General features: G+C 63.5%; 16 protein-coding genes. 15 read left to right on the top strand and 1 reads right to left on the bottom strand.

Annotated features, from left to right (window positions below):
* The first annotated feature begins 4 nt into the window (after nucleotides 1-4).
* From nuoF to P0X85_RS06115, 15 genes are all read left to right on the top strand, one after another.
* Entirely contained in the window at nucleotides 5-1,300 is a 1,296-nt protein-coding gene (gene nuoF, locus P0X85_RS06185; RefSeq protein ID WP_275810143.1) for an NADH-quinone oxidoreductase subunit NuoF, read from the top strand.
* A gap of 23 nt (nucleotides 1,301-1,323) precedes the next feature.
* Nucleotides 1,324-1,593 carry a hypothetical protein gene (locus tag P0X85_RS06180; protein ID WP_275810140.1) on the top strand — a complete coding sequence of 90 codons (270 nt, stop codon included), beginning with the start codon at nucleotides 1,324-1,326 and terminating at the stop codon, nucleotides 1,591-1,593.
* Nucleotides 1,594-1,665: 72 nt separating this feature from the next.
* Entirely contained in the window at nucleotides 1,666-3,663 is a 1,998-nt protein-coding gene (nuoG, locus tag P0X85_RS06175; protein ID WP_275810137.1) for an NADH-quinone oxidoreductase subunit NuoG, read from the top strand.
* 4 nt (nucleotides 3,664-3,667) lie between these two features.
* Nucleotides 3,668-4,087, top strand: a complete 420-nt coding sequence (locus tag P0X85_RS06170; protein WP_420851790.1) for a hypothetical protein — start codon at nucleotides 3,668-3,670, stop codon at nucleotides 4,085-4,087.
* 24 nt (nucleotides 4,088-4,111) lie between these two features.
* A complete protein-coding gene (nuoH, locus tag P0X85_RS06165) occupies nucleotides 4,112-5,149 on the top strand; it encodes an NADH-quinone oxidoreductase subunit NuoH (RefSeq protein ID WP_275810134.1) in 1,038 nt (345 codons plus the stop codon).
* A gap of 4 nt (nucleotides 5,150-5,153) precedes the next feature.
* The gene (gene nuoI, locus P0X85_RS06160; RefSeq protein ID WP_275810131.1) at nucleotides 5,154-5,645 is read left to right on the top strand and encodes an NADH-quinone oxidoreductase subunit NuoI; all 492 of its coding nucleotides are present in this window, start codon (nucleotides 5,154-5,156) and stop codon (nucleotides 5,643-5,645) included.
* Nucleotides 5,646-5,657: 12 nt separating this feature from the next.
* Complete coding sequence (locus P0X85_RS06155; RefSeq protein ID WP_275810128.1) at nucleotides 5,658-6,068, top strand: carboxymuconolactone decarboxylase family protein; 411 nt, start codon at nucleotides 5,658-5,660, stop codon at nucleotides 6,066-6,068.
* Complete coding sequence (locus tag P0X85_RS06150; RefSeq protein WP_275810125.1) at nucleotides 6,065-6,673, top strand: NADH-quinone oxidoreductase subunit J; 609 nt, start codon at nucleotides 6,065-6,067, stop codon at nucleotides 6,671-6,673. Before P0X85_RS06155 ends, P0X85_RS06150 begins: the two co-directional genes overlap by 4 nt.
* Before the next feature lie 55 nt (nucleotides 6,674-6,728).
* Nucleotides 6,729-7,034: an NADH-quinone oxidoreductase subunit NuoK gene (gene nuoK, locus P0X85_RS06145; RefSeq protein WP_275810122.1), complete on the top strand. Its 306-nt coding sequence runs from the start codon at nucleotides 6,729-6,731 to the stop codon at nucleotides 7,032-7,034.
* Nucleotides 7,035-7,040: 6 nt separating this feature from the next.
* On the top strand, nucleotides 7,041-9,143 hold the full coding sequence (gene nuoL / locus P0X85_RS06140) for an NADH-quinone oxidoreductase subunit L (protein WP_275810119.1): 2,103 nt from the start codon (nucleotides 7,041-7,043) through the stop codon (nucleotides 9,141-9,143).
* On the top strand, nucleotides 9,143-10,681 hold the full coding sequence (locus P0X85_RS06135) for an NADH-quinone oxidoreductase subunit M (RefSeq protein ID WP_275810116.1): 1,539 nt from the start codon (nucleotides 9,143-9,145) through the stop codon (nucleotides 10,679-10,681). Before nuoL ends, P0X85_RS06135 begins: the two co-directional genes overlap by 1 nt.
* Nucleotides 10,682-10,693: 12 nt before the next feature.
* Nucleotides 10,694-12,133 (top strand): NADH-quinone oxidoreductase subunit NuoN, encoded by a 1,440-nt coding sequence (nuoN, locus tag P0X85_RS06130; protein ID WP_275810114.1) that lies wholly within the window; start codon nucleotides 10,694-10,696, stop codon nucleotides 12,131-12,133.
* Nucleotides 12,123-12,884, top strand: coding sequence for a biotin--[acetyl-CoA-carboxylase] ligase (locus P0X85_RS06125; RefSeq protein WP_275810112.1), 762 nt, complete (start codon nucleotides 12,123-12,125; stop codon nucleotides 12,882-12,884). The genes nuoN and P0X85_RS06125 overlap by 11 nt, the downstream gene beginning before the upstream one ends.
* A gap of 11 nt (nucleotides 12,885-12,895) precedes the next feature.
* Nucleotides 12,896-13,672, top strand: coding sequence for a type III pantothenate kinase (locus P0X85_RS06120; protein ID WP_275810109.1), 777 nt, complete (start codon nucleotides 12,896-12,898; stop codon nucleotides 13,670-13,672).
* A gap of 47 nt (nucleotides 13,673-13,719) precedes the next feature.
* Nucleotides 13,720-15,345, top strand: coding sequence for a ribonuclease J (locus P0X85_RS06115; protein ID WP_275810652.1), 1,626 nt, complete (start codon nucleotides 13,720-13,722; stop codon nucleotides 15,343-15,345).
* A gap of 69 nt (nucleotides 15,346-15,414) precedes the next feature.
* Here P0X85_RS06115 and P0X85_RS06110 read toward each other — a convergent pair whose 3' ends face one another.
* The gene (locus P0X85_RS06110; protein WP_275810106.1) at nucleotides 15,415-16,989 is read right to left on the bottom strand and encodes a DEAD/DEAH box helicase; all 1,575 of its coding nucleotides are present in this window, start codon (nucleotides 16,987-16,989) and stop codon (nucleotides 15,415-15,417) included.
* Between the last annotated feature and the right edge of the window lie 53 nt (nucleotides 16,990-17,042).

The following is a 17,042-nucleotide window of genomic DNA, read 5'->3' as shown; positions in this document are numbered from 1 at the left end:
TGACATGCTGAAAGATCAGGATCGGATCTTTACCAACCTCTACGGGATGCACGACCGCTCCCTCGCTGGCGCGAAGAAGCGCGGGCAATGGGATGGCACGGCCGGTATTCTCGCCAACGGGCGCGACTGGATCATCGATCAGGTCAAGGCCTCGGGGCTGCGTGGCCGGGGCGGCGCGGGCTTCCCGACGGGTCTCAAATGGTCCTTCATGCCGAAGCAATCGGATGGCCGTCCACATTACCTCGTGATCAATGCCGACGAATCCGAGCCCGCGACCTGTAAAGACCGCGAGATCATGCGTCACGACCCGCATACGCTGGTTGAAGGCGCGCTGATCGCCGGTTTCGCGATGGGGGCGAATGCCGCCTATATCTACATCCGCGGCGAATATGTCCGTGAGAAAGAGGCTCTCCAGGCCGCCATCGACGAATGCTATGACGCGGGTCTGATCGGCAAGAACGCCTGCAAGTCGGGCGTCGATTTCGACGTTTACCTGAGCCACGGTGCCGGCGCCTATATCTGCGGCGAGGAAACCGCCCTGATCGAAAGCCTCGAAGGCAAGAAGGGCATGCCCCGGATGAAGCCTCCCTTCCCGGCGGGCGCGGGCCTTTATGGCTGCCCGACCACGGTGAACAACGTGGAATCCATCGCCGTTGTGCCGACCATCCTGCGTCGCGGCGCGGATTGGTATGCCTCCTTCGGGCGTCCGAACAATACCGGCGTCAAGCTGTTCGCCATGTCGGGCCATATCAACACCCCCTGCGTCATCGAGGAATCGATGTCGATCTCGATGAAGGAACTCATCGAGAAGCATGGCGGTGGCGTCCGTGGCGGCTGGAAGAACCTCAAGGCCGTCATTCCGGGCGGCGCATCCTGCCCGGTCCTGCCTGCGCATCTGTGTGAAGACGCGATCATGGATTACGACGGCATGCGCGAGCTGAAGTCGAGCTTCGGCACCGCCTGCATGATCGTGATGGATCAGCAGACTGATATCATCAAGGCGATCTGGCGCCTCTCCAAGTTCTTCAAGCACGAATCCTGCGGTCAGTGCACGCCCTGCCGTGAAGGCACCGGCTGGATGATGCGTGTGATGGAGCGTCTGGTTACCGGCGAGGCAGAGGTCGAGGAAATCGACATGCTCTTCGACGTGACCAAACAGGTCGAAGGCCACACGATCTGCGCGCTCGGCGACGCAGCCGCTTGGCCGATCCAGGGTCTCATCCGCCATTACCGCGAAGAGATCGAAGACCGCATCAAGGCTCGCAAGACGGGTCGTATGGGCGCGATGGCGGCGGAGTGAAACGCATGCACGGAGCCCTTCCCATGACGTTCGGCACGCTGGCGCTCGCCGCCTGTGCGATGCCGGGCGACACCACGGCCAGCATCGGCCCCCGGCACGCGCCGGAGGGCTACGCTGTGGTCGCGGGGGCGGAGGGGCTGATGGTCACGCGCAGCGCCATGGCATTCGGCTATGACGAGGGCGCCGAGGCCAAGCGTGCGGCCAATGCCTATTGCCGGGGCGCAGGTGTCGCCTCTGGCACCAGAGACAACTTCCGGGCCGGGGCCTGGATCTTTCCGGGGGGCTGTGCATGAGCCGCTGCCTCCAAACTGAAACGAAATCGAGCGCGGGCGACCGCGCGCCTGCCAACTGACGGATCGGGACCCATGTCGAACCTTCGCAAACTCATCATCGACGGCCACGAAGTCGAGGTTGATCCCAACCTCACGCTGATCCAGGCGTGCGAGCAGGCGGGCATCGAAGTGCCGCGCTTCTGCTATCACGAGCGTCTTTCGATCGCGGGCAACTGCCGGATGTGCCTTGTCGAGGTCGTCGGCGGCCCGCCGAAACCCGCAGCCTCTTGCGCGATGCAGGTCAAGGACCTTCGTCCGGGGCCGGAAGGCCAGCCGCCGGTCGTGAAAACCAACTCGCCGATGGTCAAGAAGGCCCGCGAAGGGGTGATGGAGTTCCTGCTCATCAACCACCCGCTCGACTGCCCGATCTGCGACCAGGGCGGCGAATGCGATCTGCAAGACCAGGCCATGGCTTACGGCGTCGATTTCTCGCGCTTCCGCGAGCCCAAGCGCGCCTCGACCGATCTCGATCTGGGGCCGCTCGTCGCCACCACGATGACGCGCTGCATTTCCTGCACCCGCTGCGTGCGTTTCACCACCGAGGTTGCGGGCATCACCCAGATGGGCCAGACCGGGCGCGGCGAGGATAGCGAGATCACCTCCTATCTGAACATGACGCTGGACAGTAACCTTCAGGGCAACATCATCGACCTTTGCCCGGTCGGCGCGCTGACCTCGAAGCCCTATGCCTTCACCGCCCGCCCGTGGGAACTCACCAAGACCGAGACCATCGACGTGATGGACGCGCTTGGCTCGAACATCCGTGTGGACACCAAGGGCCGCGAAGTGAAACGGATCGTGCCGCGCAACCATGACGGCGTGAACGAGGAATGGCTGGCCGACAAGTCGCGCTTCGTCTGGGACGGTCTGCGCCGCCAGCGCCTCGACCGCCCCTATGTGCGCGAGAACGGCAAGCTGCGCCCGGCCAGCTGGGGTGAGGCTCTGGCCCGCGCCGCCGAGGCGATGAAGGGCAAGAAGGTGCTGGGTCTGGTCGGTGATCTCGCCTCGACCGAAGCCGCCTTCTCGCTCAAGTCGCTGATCGAGGGTCTGGGCGGCACCGTCGAATGCCGCACCGATGGCGCGCGCCTGCCGGCGGGCAACCGTTCGGCCTATGTCGGCAATGCGTCGATCGAAGATATTGAAACCGCTTCGGAAATCATCCTGATCGGCACCGACCCGCGCGCCGAGGCGCCGGTTCTGAACGCGCGCATCCGCAAGGTCTGGAGCCGTGGCACCCCGGTCAAGCTGATCGGCGAAGCTGTCGATCTGACCTATGATTACGAGCATCTCGGAACCGACCGCGCGGCCCTGTCGAAGGCCAAGGCCGCCGAGGGGGCGCTGGTCATCGTGGGTCAGGGCGCGATCTCGGAAGCCGATGGCGAAGCCGTTCTGGCGCATGCGATGGCGCTCTCGGGCAAGATGCTGGTGCTGCACACGGCCGCTGGCCGCGTGGGTGCGATGGACGTTGGCGCTGTCACCGAGGGCGGGCTGAATGCCGCCGTCCAGGGCGTCGAAGTGATCTATAATATGGGTGCCGACGAGGTGGAGATCACCCCGGCCTCCGAAGGTGGTCCCTTCGTGATCTATCAGGGCAGCCATGGCGACCGTGGGGCGAACCGTGCCGACGTGATCCTGCCGGGTGCGGCCTATACGGAAGAAAACGGTCTCTTCGTGAACACCGAAGGCCGCCCGCAGCTTGCCTTCCGCGCGGCCTTTGCGCCGGGCGAGGCCAAGGAGAACTGGGCGATCCTGCGCGCGCTTTCGGCGGAACTGGGCGCGACCCAGGGCTGGAACTCGCTCGCCGGTCTGCGTCAGGCGATGGTCGCGGCGGTGCCGCATCTGGCACAGGTCGATCAGGTCGTCGAGAACGCCTGGACCCCGGTCGCCAAGCGCGACATGGGCGCGGCCACCTTCCGCCGCGCGATCAAGGATTACTACCTCACCAACCCGGTTGCCCGCGCCAGCGTGCTGATGGCGGAGCTGTCCGCTGCGGCCAAGGCGCGCGCCTCGGCCCCGATGGCGGCGGAGTAAGCGTATGGCCCGTCTCCTGTCCAAAGCTCAGGCGATCGCCCCCGGCCTTCTGGTCGGGCTGGCCGCCTGCATGCCTGCGGATGGGGCCGGGGCCGATCAGCGCCCAGCGACGCAGCCGGTCTATGGCGGTGTCGAGACGCGGATGATCGACGCGGAACTGGTGAGCCTCAGGGTCTCCGTTCAGGGGACCGGGGACGAGAACGACGTGGCGGCCTACGCCACCTGCGCGGCGGCGCAATATGCGCTGATCCGCGGCTACGGCTTCGCGCGGCATGTCCGCACGAATGTCACGCAAGAAGAGGGCGGTATCTGGCGGGCGGATGCTGTTTACACGATTTCGCCCGCGCTGCCGCGTGGTCTGCGCACAATCGACGCCGAAGTGACGGTCGAGGATTGCGCGGATCGCGGCATACCGACGGTTTGAGAATAAGGCGGTCTGAGGGACAACATGGCTGAGTTTCTGGCAACACCACTGGGCACGGCGCTTCTGATCGCGGTGCAGGGTCTTGGGATCATCGCGTTCGTGATGCTCTCGCTTCTGTTCCTGGTCTATGGCGACCGCAAGATCTGGGCCGCGGTCCAGATGCGCAAGGGCCCGAACGTCGTGGGCGCCTTCGGCCTGCTGCAATCGGTGGCCGACGCGCTGAAATACGTGGTCAAGGAAATCGTGGTTCCGGCGGGCGCGGACAAGTTCGTGTTCTTCCTCGCTCCGATGCTGAGCCTCGTGCTCGCCATCCTCGCCTGGGCGGTGGTGCCGTTCAACGAGGGCTGGGTGCTCGCCGATATCAACGTGGCGATCCTCTTCGTCTTCGCGGTCTCCTCGCTTGAGGTTTACGGCGTGATCATGGGCGGCTGGGCCTCGAACTCGAAATACCCGTTCCTCGGTTCGCTGCGCTCGGCGGCACAGATGATCTCCTATGAGGTCTCGCTGGGTCTTATCATCATCGGCGTGATCATCTCGACCGGCTCGATGAACCTGAGCGCGATCGTCGAGGCGCAGCGCGGCAATGTCGGGCTGTTCAACTGGTATTGGCTGCCGCACCTGCCGATGGTGGCGCTGTTCTTCATCTCGGCGCTGGCCGAAACCAACCGCCCGCCCTTCGACCTTCCCGAAGCGGAATCCGAACTCGTCGCGGGCTTCATGGTTGAATATTCCTCGACCCCCTACCTGCTGTTCATGGCTGGCGAATATATCGCGATCTTCCTGATGTGCGCGCTGATGTCGATCCTGTTCTTCGGCGGCTGGCTCTCGCCCATTCCCGGCATCCCGGACGGCGCGCTGTGGATGGTCGGCAAGATGTGGGTCATGTTCTTCATGTTCGCGATGGTGAAGGCGATCGTGCCGCGCTACCGCTACGACCAGCTCATGCGCATCGGTTGGAAGGTGTTCCTGCCGCTCTCGCTCGCCTGGGTCGTGATCGTGTCCTTCCTTGCGAAATTCGAAATTCTCGGCGGCTTCTGGGCCCGCTGGATGATTGGAGGCTAATCCGATGGCGTTCGACTACGCACGCGCAGCGAAATACTTCCTGCTGGTGGATTTCATCAAAGGCTTCGGTCTGGGCATGAAGTATTTCTTCGCGCCCAAGCCCACGCTGAACTATCCGCATGAAAAGGGCCCGCTCTCGCCCCGTTTCCGGGGTGAGCACGCGCTGCGCCGCTATCCCAACGGGGAAGAGCGCTGCATCGCCTGCAAACTCTGCGAGGCGATCTGCCCCGCACAGGCGATCACCATCGACGCGGAACCCCGCGCCGACGGCTCGCGCCGCACCACGCGCTACGATATCGACATGACGAAATGCATCTATTGCGGCTTCTGCCAAGAGGCCTGCCCGGTGGATGCCATCGTCGAGGGGCCGAATTTCGAATTCGCCACCGAGACCCGCGAAGAGCTGTTCTACAACAAGGAGAAACTCCTTGAGAACGGCGCCCGCTGGGAGGCCGAAATCGCCCGCAACCTCGAACTGGACGCGCCCTATCGCTAAGCGACGGATATCATGAACGAAGAATTCCAGAAACTTTTCAGCACGATGATGGAGCAGGGGGCCGAGATGGCCCGCCTGTTCAATCCCGCATTGGAAAGCTTCGACCCGGGCGCCTTCGAGAAACTCTTCCCCACCATGTCCAAGGACATGATGGAGATGTGGTTCGGCAAGACTTTCAACCGCGAGGGGCTGGATGCGCGCACGCGCCTTCTGGTCACCATCGCGGCGCTCACGGTGCTGGGCGCGCAGGCCGAGGCGCAGCTGCGCCTGACGATCCGCCATGCGCTCGAAGCCGGGGCAACGCAGCGGGAGATCGCCGAGGTGATCTTCCAGATGAGCATGTTCGGCGGGGTTCCCGCCATGACCAAGGCGCTGGAGATCGCGCGCGCGGTCTTTGACGAAAAATCGGGGGAAAACACATGACGGTGTTTGCTTTTGCCTTCTACCTCTTCGCCCTGTCGGCGGTGGTCGCGGGCTTCATGGTGGTCGTGTCGAAAAACCCGGTCCACTCGGTTCTCTGGCTGATCCTGGCCTTCCTGTCGGCCTCGGGGCTGTTCGTCCTGTTGGGTGCCGAGTTCGTGGCGATGCTTCTGATCATCGTCTATGTCGGCGCGGTCGCGGTGTTGTTCCTCTTCGTGGTGATGATGCTGGACGTCGATTTCGCCGAATTGAAGGGTGAGCTGGCGCGCTACATGCCGCTCGGGCTTCTGATCGGTGTGGTGATGCTGCTGCAACTGGGCGTGGCGTTTGGCACCTGGAAAGCCGCAGAGGGCGCGCAAGCGCTGCGCATGGCGCCGGTCACCGAGGGCGTGGAGAACACCAAGGCGCTCGGCCTGCTGATTTACGACCAATATCTCTACCTCTTCCAGGCGGCGGGTCTGATCCTGCTGGTCGCGATGATCGGGGCGATCCTGCTCACGCTGCGCCACCGCAAGGACGTCAAGCGCCAGAACGTGTTCGCGCAGATGCATCGTGATCCGGCCAAGGCGATGGAGATGGTGGACGTCAAGCCGGGGCAGGGGCTGTGATGTCAGACAACGGAATTCATGGAAAGACGCGGGCAAAAGACCCGGAGGGACAGAAATGATCGGACTTGAACATTACCTGGGCGTGGCGGCGGCTCTGTTCGTCACCGGGATCTTCGGGATCTTCGTGAACCGCAAGAACGTCATCGTCATCCTGATGTCGATCGAACTGATGCTTCTGGCAGTGAATATCAACATGGTCGCCTTCTCGGCGCATCTCGGGGACTTGGCGGGGCAGATCTTCACCATGTTCATCCTGACCGTGGCCGCGGCTGAGGCCGCGATCGGTCTGGCGATCCTCGTGGTGTTCTTCCGCAACCGCGGCTCCATCGACGTCGAAGACGTCAACGTGATGAAAGGGTAAGGGCCGATGGCACAGATCATTCTCTTCGCGCCGCTTGTCGGCGCCCTGATCGCGGGCTTCGGCTGGCGCATCATCGGGGAAAAAGGCGCCCAGGTCGTGACCACGGGCCTCCTGTTCCTCGCCTGCGCCCTGAGCTGGGTGACCTTCCTCGGTTTCGACGGCCACACGCAACACATCGCGCTGCTTGACTGGGTTCAGTCGGGCGACCTCTCGACCAACTGGGCGATCCGCCTCGACCGTCTGACCGCGATCATGCTGATCGTGGTGACCACCGTGTCGGCGCTCGTGCACCTCTACTCGATGGGCTACATGGCCCATGACGACAACTGGTCGCATGAAGAGCACTACAAGGCGCGCTTCTTCGCCTACCTGTCGTTCTTCACCTTTGCCATGCTGATGCTGGTGACCTCGGACAACCTGCTCCAGATGTTCTTCGGCTGGGAAGGCGTGGGTGTCGCGTCCTATCTGCTGATCGGCTTCTACTACAAGAAGCCCTCCGCGAACGCGGCCGCCATGAAGGCCTTCGTCGTCAACCGGGTCGGCGACTTCGGTTTCGCGCTCGGCATCTTCGGGCTGTTCTACCTGACCCGCTCGATCGACATGGACACCGTCTTCACCGCAGCGCCCCACCTGGCCGAGACCCAGCTCCACTTCCTGTGGACCGACTGGAACGCGGCCAACCTTCTGGCGGTTCTGCTGTTCATCGGCGCCATGGGCAAGTCGGCTCAGCTCATCCTGCACACCTGGCTGCCGGATGCGATGGAAGGCCCGACGCCCGTGTCGGCGCTGATCCACGCCGCAACCATGGTGACCGCGGGCGTGTTCCTCGTCTGCCGGATGTCGCCGCTTTATGAATTCGCCCCCGAGGCCAAGACCTTCATCGTCTATCTCGGCGCGACCACCGCTTTCTTCGCGGCGACCGTGGGTCTCGTGCAGAACGACATCAAGCGCGTCATCGCTTATTCGACCTGTTCGCAGCTGGGCTATATGTTCGTGGCGGCGGGCGTGGGCGTCTACGGCGCGGCCATGTTCCACCTGCTGACGCACGCCTTCTTCAAGGCGATGCTGTTCCTTGGCGCCGGCTCGGTCATCCACGCGATGCACCACGAGCAGGACATGCGCAACTATGGCAACCTGCGCAAGAAGATCCCGCTGACCTTCTGGGCAATGATGATCGGCACCTTCGCCATCACTGGCGTCGGCATCCCGCTGACCACCATCGGCTTCGCGGGCTTCCTGTCGAAAGACGCCATCATCGAGAGCGCCTATGCCGGCACCAATGGCGGCTACGCCTTCTGGCTGCTGGTCATCGCGGCGCTGTTCACCTCGTTCTACTCGTGGCGTCTGATCTTCATGACCTTCTTTGGCAAGGAGCGTGGCGATCATCACGCGCATGAGCACGCGCACGAAAGCCCCGCCGTCATGACCATCCCGCTGGGCGTTCTGGCGCTTGGCGCGGTGTTCTCGGGGATGCTCTGGTATGGCAGCTTCTTCGGCGACCACCACAAGGTGACCGAGTTCTTCCACATGCCGGGCGCACACGAAGCGGCGGCAGTCGAAGGTGGCGATCACGGTGCTCCGGCAGCGGCAGAACACGCAGCCCCGGCCGCCGAGCATGCGGCTCCGGCAACCGAACATGCGGGCGCGCCCGACATGACCTCGGGGGCGATCTTCCTTGCGGCGGACAACACCGTGATGGACGACGCGCACCACGCGCCGGTCTGGGTCAAGGTCTCACCCTTCGTGGCGATGCTGATCGGCCTGTTCACCGCATGGCTGTTCTATATCCGCTCGCCGGAACTGCCGAAGAAACTGGCCGATGCGCAGCCCGCGCTCTACCAGTTCCTGCTCAACAAATGGTATTTCGACGAGCTCTATGACGCGATCTTCGTCCGCCCGGCCAAGTGGCTTGGCAACTTCCTGTGGAAGAAGGGCGATGGCGCGACGATCGACGGGACCATCAACGGGGTCGCAATGGGGATCATCCCCGCGCTCACCCGCCTCGCGGGCCGGGTTCAGTCCGGCTATCTCTTCCACTACGCCTTCGCCATGGTCATTGGCATCGTGGCGCTCATGTTCTGGGTCGTCCTGACCGGGGGGTCGCACTAATGGAAAACCTTCTTTCCATCATCACTTTCGTTCCCCTCGTCGCGGCGGCCATCCTCGCGCTGGTGCAGCGCGGTGGCGGTGCGGCGGCGGATCGCAACGCGAAATGGTTCGCGCTGACCGCGACCACGGTGACCTTCCTGATCTCGCTCTTCGTGCTGGCGGGCTTCGATCCGGCCGATACCGGCTTCCAGTTCGTCGAAGACCGCGACTGGATCATGGGCCTGAACTACAAGCTCGGCGTAGACGGCATCTCGATCCTCTTCGTGATGCTGACCACCTTCCTCATGCCGATCACGATTGCCTCGTGCTGGGGCGTCGAGAAGCGCGTGAAGGAATACATGATCGCCTTCCTCGTGCTCGAAGGCCTGATGATCGGCGTGTTCGTCGCGCTTGACCTCGTGCTCTTCTACCTGTTCTTCGAGGCAGGCCTGATCCCAATGTTCCTCATCATCGGGATCTGGGGCGGCAAGGATCGCATCTACGCGGCGTTCAAGTTCTTCCTCTACACCTTCCTTGGCTCGGTGCTGATGCTGGTGGCGATGATCGCGATGTATCTGCAGGCTGGCACCACCGACATGGTGCAACTGCTGCAATTCGAGTTCGCCTCTGAGAGCTTCAAGCTCTTTGGCTTCCAGATTGTTGGCGGGTTGCAAACGCTGCTCTTCCTCGCCTTCTTCGCCAGCTTTGCGGTCAAGATGCCGATGTGGCCGGTCCATACCTGGCTTCCCGACGCGCACGTTCAGGCGCCGACCGCAGGCTCGGTGGTGCTGGCGGCGGTGCTGCTGAAGATGGGCGGCTACGGCTTCCTGCGCTTCTCGCTGCCGATGTTCCCGGTGGGGTCGGACGTGATGTCGGGCTTCGTGCTCTGGCTCTCGGCGATCGCTATCGTCTACACCTCGCTGGTGGCGCTGGCGCAGGCCGACATGAAGAAGCTGATCGCATACTCGTCGGTCGCCCACATGGGCTATGTGACCATGGGCATCTTCGCGGTGAACCAGCAAGGCATCGACGGGGCGATCTTCCAGATGCTCTCGCACGGGTTCATCTCGGGGGCGCTGTTCCTTTGCGTGGGCGTGATCTACGACCGGATGCATACCCGCGAGATCGACGCCTATGGTGGCCTCGTGAACCGGATGCCGGCCTATGCGCTGATCTTCATGTTCTTCACCATGGCCAATGTGGGGCTTCCGGGCACCTCGGGCTTCGTGGGTGAATTCCTGACGCTGATGGGCATTTTCCAGGTCAACACCTGGGTGGCGGCTGTGGCTGCGACCGGGGTGATCCTGAGCGCGGCCTATGCGCTTTGGCTCTATCGCCGGGTGGTGTTCGGGGATCTCATCAAGGAGAGCCTCAAGACCATCACCGACATGACCGCGCGTGAGAAATGGATCTTCGCGCCGCTCGTGGCGATGACCCTGATCCTCGGCATCTATCCGAGCCTTGTCACCGATATCATCGGCCCCTCTGTCGAGGCGCTGGTTACCGACTACCACGCCAGCCTGCCGGCCACCGAATTGGCCCAAGCGGCCGCGCATTAAGGAGAAAACACAATGACTTCTGCGGATTTCTCCACGGTCCTGCCGGAATTCCTGCTCGCGCTCTTCGCGATGGCGGCGCTTTTGGGCGGCGTCTACATGGGCAAGGACAAGATGGCGGGCGCGGTGCTTTGGGCCACGGTCGGCATCCTCGTGCTGTTCGGCGCGTGGATGGGCTTTGGCGGTTCCGGTGCGCGTCAGGCCTTTGGCGGGCTGTTTGTCGATGACGCCTTCGCGCGTTTCGCCAAGGTGACGGTGATGCTCTCGGCGGCAGCCGTGCTCGCGATGAGCGCGGATTACATGAACCGCCGCGGCTTGCTGCGCTTCGAATATCCGATCCTCATCACGCTGGCCGTGGTCGGCATGATGATGATGGTTTCGGCGGGCGATCTGATGTCGCTCTATATGGGGCTCGAGCTGCAATCGCTCTCGCTCTATGTCGTGGCCGCGATGCGCCGTGACAGCACCAAGTCCTCGGAGGCGGGCCTTAAATACTTTGTGCTCGGCTCGCTCAGTTCGGGTGTTCTGCTTTACGGCGCCTCGCTCGTCTACGGTTTCGCGGGCACCACGCGCTTTGACGGCATCATCACCGTGATCGAAGAGGGCCACCTGCCGGTGGGCGTGCTCTTTGGCCTCGTGTTCATGCTGATCGGCCTCGCGTTCAAGGTCTCGGCCGTGCCGTTCCACATGTGGACCCCGGACGTTTACGAAGGTTCGCCGACGCCTGTGACCGCCTTCTTCGCCACCGCGCCGAAAATGGCGGCCATGGCGCTGATCGCGCGTCTGGCCTTCGATGCCTTTGGTCACGTGCCGGGCGAATGGGGGCAGGTGATCGGGCTCCTCGCCATCGCGTCGATGTTCGTCGGCGCCATCGCGGCGATCGGTCAGACCAACATCAAGCGCCTGATGGCCTATTCCTCGATCGCCCACATGGGCTTTGCGCTGCTCGGTCTGACCGCGGGCACCGAGGCGGGCGTGCAGGCGACGCTGCTCTACATGGCGATCTATGTCGCGATGAATATCGGCACTTTCGCCTTCATCCTCTCGATGGAGCGCGACGGCCAGCCGGTGACCGACATCTCGGCGCTGAACATGTATGCCAAGGCCGAGCCGGTGAAGGCGCTGGCCATGCTGGTGCTCCTGTTCAGCCTCGCGGGCGTGCCGCCGATGCTGGGCTTCTTCGCCAAGTTCGCCGTGCTGACGGCGGCACTTTCGGCGGGCTATGTCTGGATCGTAGTGCTGGGCGTGATCGCTTCGGTGATCGGGGCCTTCTATTACCTCCGCATCGTCTACTTCATGTATTTTGGTGAAGAGGGCGAGGGCATTCAGACCCGCATGCCGGCAGTGCAATGGGCGCTTCTGATCGCAAGTGCCGTGGTGATGGTGCTGGGCGCGCTCAACCTGTTCGGGATCGAGGGCGCCGCGCAGGCGGCTGCGGCAGCGCTTGTCCAATAAGGCGCAGGATTGGCCCGAGGGCGTGGCGCGCCACGTCCTCGAGCGCACCGACTCCACCATGATGGAAGCGGCCAGACTGGCCCCGCAGCTTGCGGGGCCCGCTTGGATTCTGGCGCTTGAACAAACGGCCGCGCGCGGTCGGCGGGGCCGGGCGTGGCAACACCCCAAGGGCAATTTCTCGGCGACGCTGGTGATCCGCCCGTGGCAGGGCGTGGAGCAAGCCGCGCTGTATTCCTTTGTCGCGGCGCTCGCGCTCGACGAGGCATTGGCGCAGGTCGCGGGTCCCCATGCGCGGCTGTCGATCAAATGGCCGAACGATGTGCTTCTGAATGGCGGCAAGATCGCGGGCATCCTGCTCGAAAGCCTCGGTGCGGGCGGGCAGATCAGCCATCTGGCCATTGGCATCGGCGTGAACCTGCGCGAAGCGCCAGATCCCGGTGCGCTCGAACCCGGTGCCATGGCCCCGGTAAGCCTGCGCGGCGAGACCGGCACCGATATCCCCCCCACCGATTTCCTGCCCTATCTGGCGCGCGCCTTTGCAAAATATCAGGCGCAGTTCGAATCCTACGGCTTTGCGCCGATCCGCACCGCGTGGCTGGCCCGCGCCGCGCGTCTGGGCGAGACCGTGACGGCACGCACCACGCTCGAAACCGTCGAAGGGCGGTTCGAGACCATCAATGAGAGCGGGGCGATGGTCCTCGCCACCTCCGCCGGGCCGCGTGCGATCGCGGCGGCGGATATCTTCTTCTGAAAGGGGCGCCCATGCTTCTGTGTATCGACTGCGGCAACACCAACACGGTCTTCTCGATCTGGAACGGCGAGACGTTCCTCTCCACATGGCGGATCGAGACCAATCACAAGCGCACGGCGGACGAGTATTTCGTCTGGCTCTCGACGCTGATGGCGCTCAAGAAGATCGACGCCAAGATCAACTCGGTGATTATTTCCTCAACCGTGCCGCGCGTCGTGTTCAACCTGCGGGTCTTGTGCAACCGCTATTTCGACTGCCGCCCGCTGGTCGTGGGCAAGCCCGAATGCGCCCTTCCAGTGCAGCCGCGTGTCGACGAGGGCACGACTGTCGGTCCCGACCGGCTGGTGAATACGGTCGCGGGCTTTGACCGCTATGGCGGCGATATCATCGTCGTGGATTTCGGCACGGCCACCACCTTCGACGTGGTGGACACCGATGGCGCCTATATCGGCGGCGTGATTGCGCCGGGCGTGAACCTCTCGCTCGAGGCGCTGCACATGGCGGCGGCGGCGCTGCCTCATGTCGATGTGACCATGCCCGACAAGGCGATCGGCACGAATACGGTTGCCTGTATCCAGTCAGGTGTGTTCTGGGGCTATATCGGCCTTGTCGAAGGCATCGTGCGCCAGATCCGGATCGAACGCGACCGCCCGATGAAGGTCGTCGCGACCGGCGGCCTGGCCGAGCTGTTCAGTCAGGGCTTCGATCTGTTTGACAGTATCGACTATGACCTTACCATTCACGGGCTCCGGCTCATCAACGATTACAACAAGGAACTTGAGGCGTGAAAGAACGGCTGATCTATCTTCCCTTGGGCGGTGCCGGCGAAATCGGCATGAACGCGTATGTCTACGGCTATGGTCCCGAGGGGAAAGAGCGCCTGATCGTCGTCGATCTTGGGGTGACCTTCCCCGATATGGACAGCTCGCCTGGCGTCGATCTGATCATGGCCGATATCGCCTGGCTGGAAGAGAATGCCGCGCGGGTCGAGGCGATCTTCATCACCCACGCGCATGAGGACCATATCGGCGCGCTGGCCCATTATTGGCCGAAGCTGCGCAAGCCGATCTTCGCGCGCAAGTTCACCGGCAAGATCGGCGCAATGAAGCTGGAAGAGGCGGGGATCTCGGCGGATGAAATCACCGTCGTCGCGCCGCGCCCGCAGGTGATCGAGGTCGGGCCGTTCAAGGTGCAATTCGTGCCGATCTCGCACTCGATCCCGGAAAGCTCGGCGCTGATCATCGACACGCCCGCCGGGCGCATCGTGCACACGGGCGATTTCAAGCTCGACGGCAACCCGATCGTGGGCGAGCCCTTCGACGCCGAGATGTGGCATGAGATCGCCAATGAAGGTGACGGCATCCGGGTGCTGACCTGCGACTCGACCAACGTCTTCTCGCCCGAGCCGGGGCGCTCGGAGGCGACGCTGGCCGGTCCGCTGACCGAGATGATCGCCGCACAAGACGGCATGATCGTCGCCACGACCTTTGCCTCGAACGTTGCACGCCTGAAGACGCTGGCCGAGGCGGGCGTGGCCGCAGGGCGCTCGATCTGCCTCTTGGGGCGGGCGATGAAGCGCATGGTGTCGGCGGCCGAGGAAACCGGCGTGCTGACCGGCTTCCCGGGCACCATTCCCGCCGAACAGGCCGTGGATGTGCCGCGCCAGAACCTGATGCTGATCGTGACCGGCTCGCAGGGCGAACGCCGTGCGGCCTCGGCGGCGCTGAGCCGCGGGAAATACCTTGGCCTCGAGATGAAAGAGGGCGACACGTTCCTGTTCTCCTCCAAGACCATTCCCGGCAATGAGCGCGGCGTGATCCGCATCATGAACGCGTTCTCGGAAATGGGGGTCGAGGTGGTCGATGACCGGGGCGGGCGTTACCACGTTTCGGGCCATGCGAACCGTCCCGATATCGAGGCGGTGCACGAATTGCTGCGCCCCAAGATCCTGATCCCGATGCATGGCGAACACCGCCACCTGCGCGAGCATGCGAAACTGGCGATGGCCAAGGGTATCCAGTCCGAAGTCGCCACGAACGGCACGATGATCGACCTGACCGGCGATGTGCCGAAAGTCGTCGAATATATCGAGACCGGGCGCACCTATCTCGATGGCTCGGTGCTGATCGGCGCCTTCGACGGGGTGGTGCGCGACCGCATCCGGATGGCGCTGAACGGGCATGTGCTCATTACCGTCATCATCGACGAGGATGACGTGCCGCTGGGCGATGCCTGGGTCGAGCTGATGGGCTTGCCGGAAGTCGGCAAGCGCGGTGCGGCCGTGGCCGATCAGATCGAGGACGAGTTGTCGGAATTTCTCGAGCGTGCCTCGGACAAGGTCATCGCCAATGACGACAAGATGGACGAGGCGATCCGCCGGATCGCGCGTCAGGTCACCATGGAAGAGGTCGGCAAAAAGCCCGAGGTCACCGTTGTGGTCAGCCGTCTGATGGCGGGCTGAGTGCGCGACAGACCGAAATGACAAAGGCCCGGAACGTGGTTCCGGGCCTTTTGTTTATCTGGGCTGAGATCAGCTTTCGTCGGCTTCGGTCTCGACCTCGGGCGCGTTGTCCTCGGCCTTGTCCTTGGCTTTCGTGGTGCGGAAGCTACGGGTCAGGAAGTCGGGGACGTGATCGCCCATGCCGACCACCGGCTTGTCGCCACGTCCGCCATTGCGGCCCGAGCGATCATTGCGATTTTGATCCCGGCTGCGACGGTCCCCACGATCTTCACGCGGAGCGGCGGCTGCGGGTTTCGCCTCTTCGGCGGCGGGCGCAGGGGCCTCTGCCACGACGGTTTCCGTCTTCGGCTCTTCCGCGCGCGAAGTCGCGCGGTTGTCCTCGCGGGGGGCGCGGTCCCGATCTCGGTCGCGGCTGCGACCACCGCGCGAGCGGCTGCTCTTGCGGTCGTCATCGCGTTTGCGCGGCGCGGATTTCGCACCTTCCGAGAGTTCGAAACCCTCGGGCAGTTCTCCGCGCGGGATTTCCTGCTTCACGAGGTTTTCAATCGCCTCAAGATATTTCGCATCCGACGGGGACGCGATCGAGAAAGCCGCGCCCTTGCGCCCGGCGCGTCCGGTGCGGCCGATCCGGTGGACATAGTCCTCGGCATGGTTCGGCAGGTCGAAGTTGAACACATGGCTCACGGCGGGAATATCCAGACCGCGCGCGGCCACATCCGAGGCCACGAGGATCTGCAACGAGCCATCGCGGAAGCTGTCGAGCGTGCGCATCCGCTGCGACTGATCGAGGTCGCCATGGATCGGCGCCGCGTTGAAGCCGTGCGTTTTGAGCGATTTGGCGACGATATCCACATCGACCTTGCGATTGCAGAACACAATCGCGTTGGTGCAGGTCTCACCCTCTTGGGTGATCAGCGCGCGCAGCAATTCACGTTTCGCCTTGGCGGTCTGGTCGCGCCGCGCGGGCGTGACTTCGATCAGACGCTGGGTGATGTTTTCCGAGGTGGTCGCCTGACGCGCGACTTCGATCCGTTCGGGCGCGTGCAGGAAGGTGTTGGTGATCCGCTCGATCTCGGGGGCCATCGTGGCCGAGAAGAACAGCGTCTGGCGCGTGAAGGGCGTCAGTTGGAAGATGCGCTCGATATCCGGGATGAAGCCCATGTCGAGCATCCGGTCGGCCTCGTCCACGACCATGACCTTCACATCGGTCAGGATCAGCTTGCCGCGCTCGAAATGGTCGAGCAGACGGCCCGGCGTCGCGATCAGCACGTCCACGCCCTTGTCGATCAGCTTGTCCTGCTCGCCAAAGGAGACGCCACCGATCAGCAGCGCCTTGGTGAGCTTGGTATGCTTCGCGTAGATGTCGAAGTTCTCGGCGACCTGTGCGGCAAGTTCGCGGGTCGGGCAGAGCACAAGGCTGCGCGGCATCCGGGCGCGAGCGCGGCCACGGGCGAGCAGCGTAATCATCGGCAGCGTGAAAGAGGCGGTCTTGCCGGTACCGGTCTGGGCGATCCCCAGCACATCCTTGCCCTCAAGCGCGGGCGGAATCGCGCCAGCCTGAATCGGCGTGGGCGTCTCGTAGCCCGCTTCTTCAATAGCCTTGAGAACCTTGGGGTTAAGGTTGAGGTCGGAAAACTTGGTCATATACGTCCTGTCTTGCGGTGTCGGACCGCAGGGTGAAGGGACGCAAACGGATC

It is taken from the genome of Pseudothioclava nitratireducens (assembly GCF_029210495.1).
GTDB classification, from domain to species: Bacteria; Pseudomonadota; Alphaproteobacteria; order Rhodobacterales; family Rhodobacteraceae; genus Pseudothioclava; species Pseudothioclava nitratireducens.
This window is presented reverse-complemented; position numbering and strand designations above follow the sequence as displayed.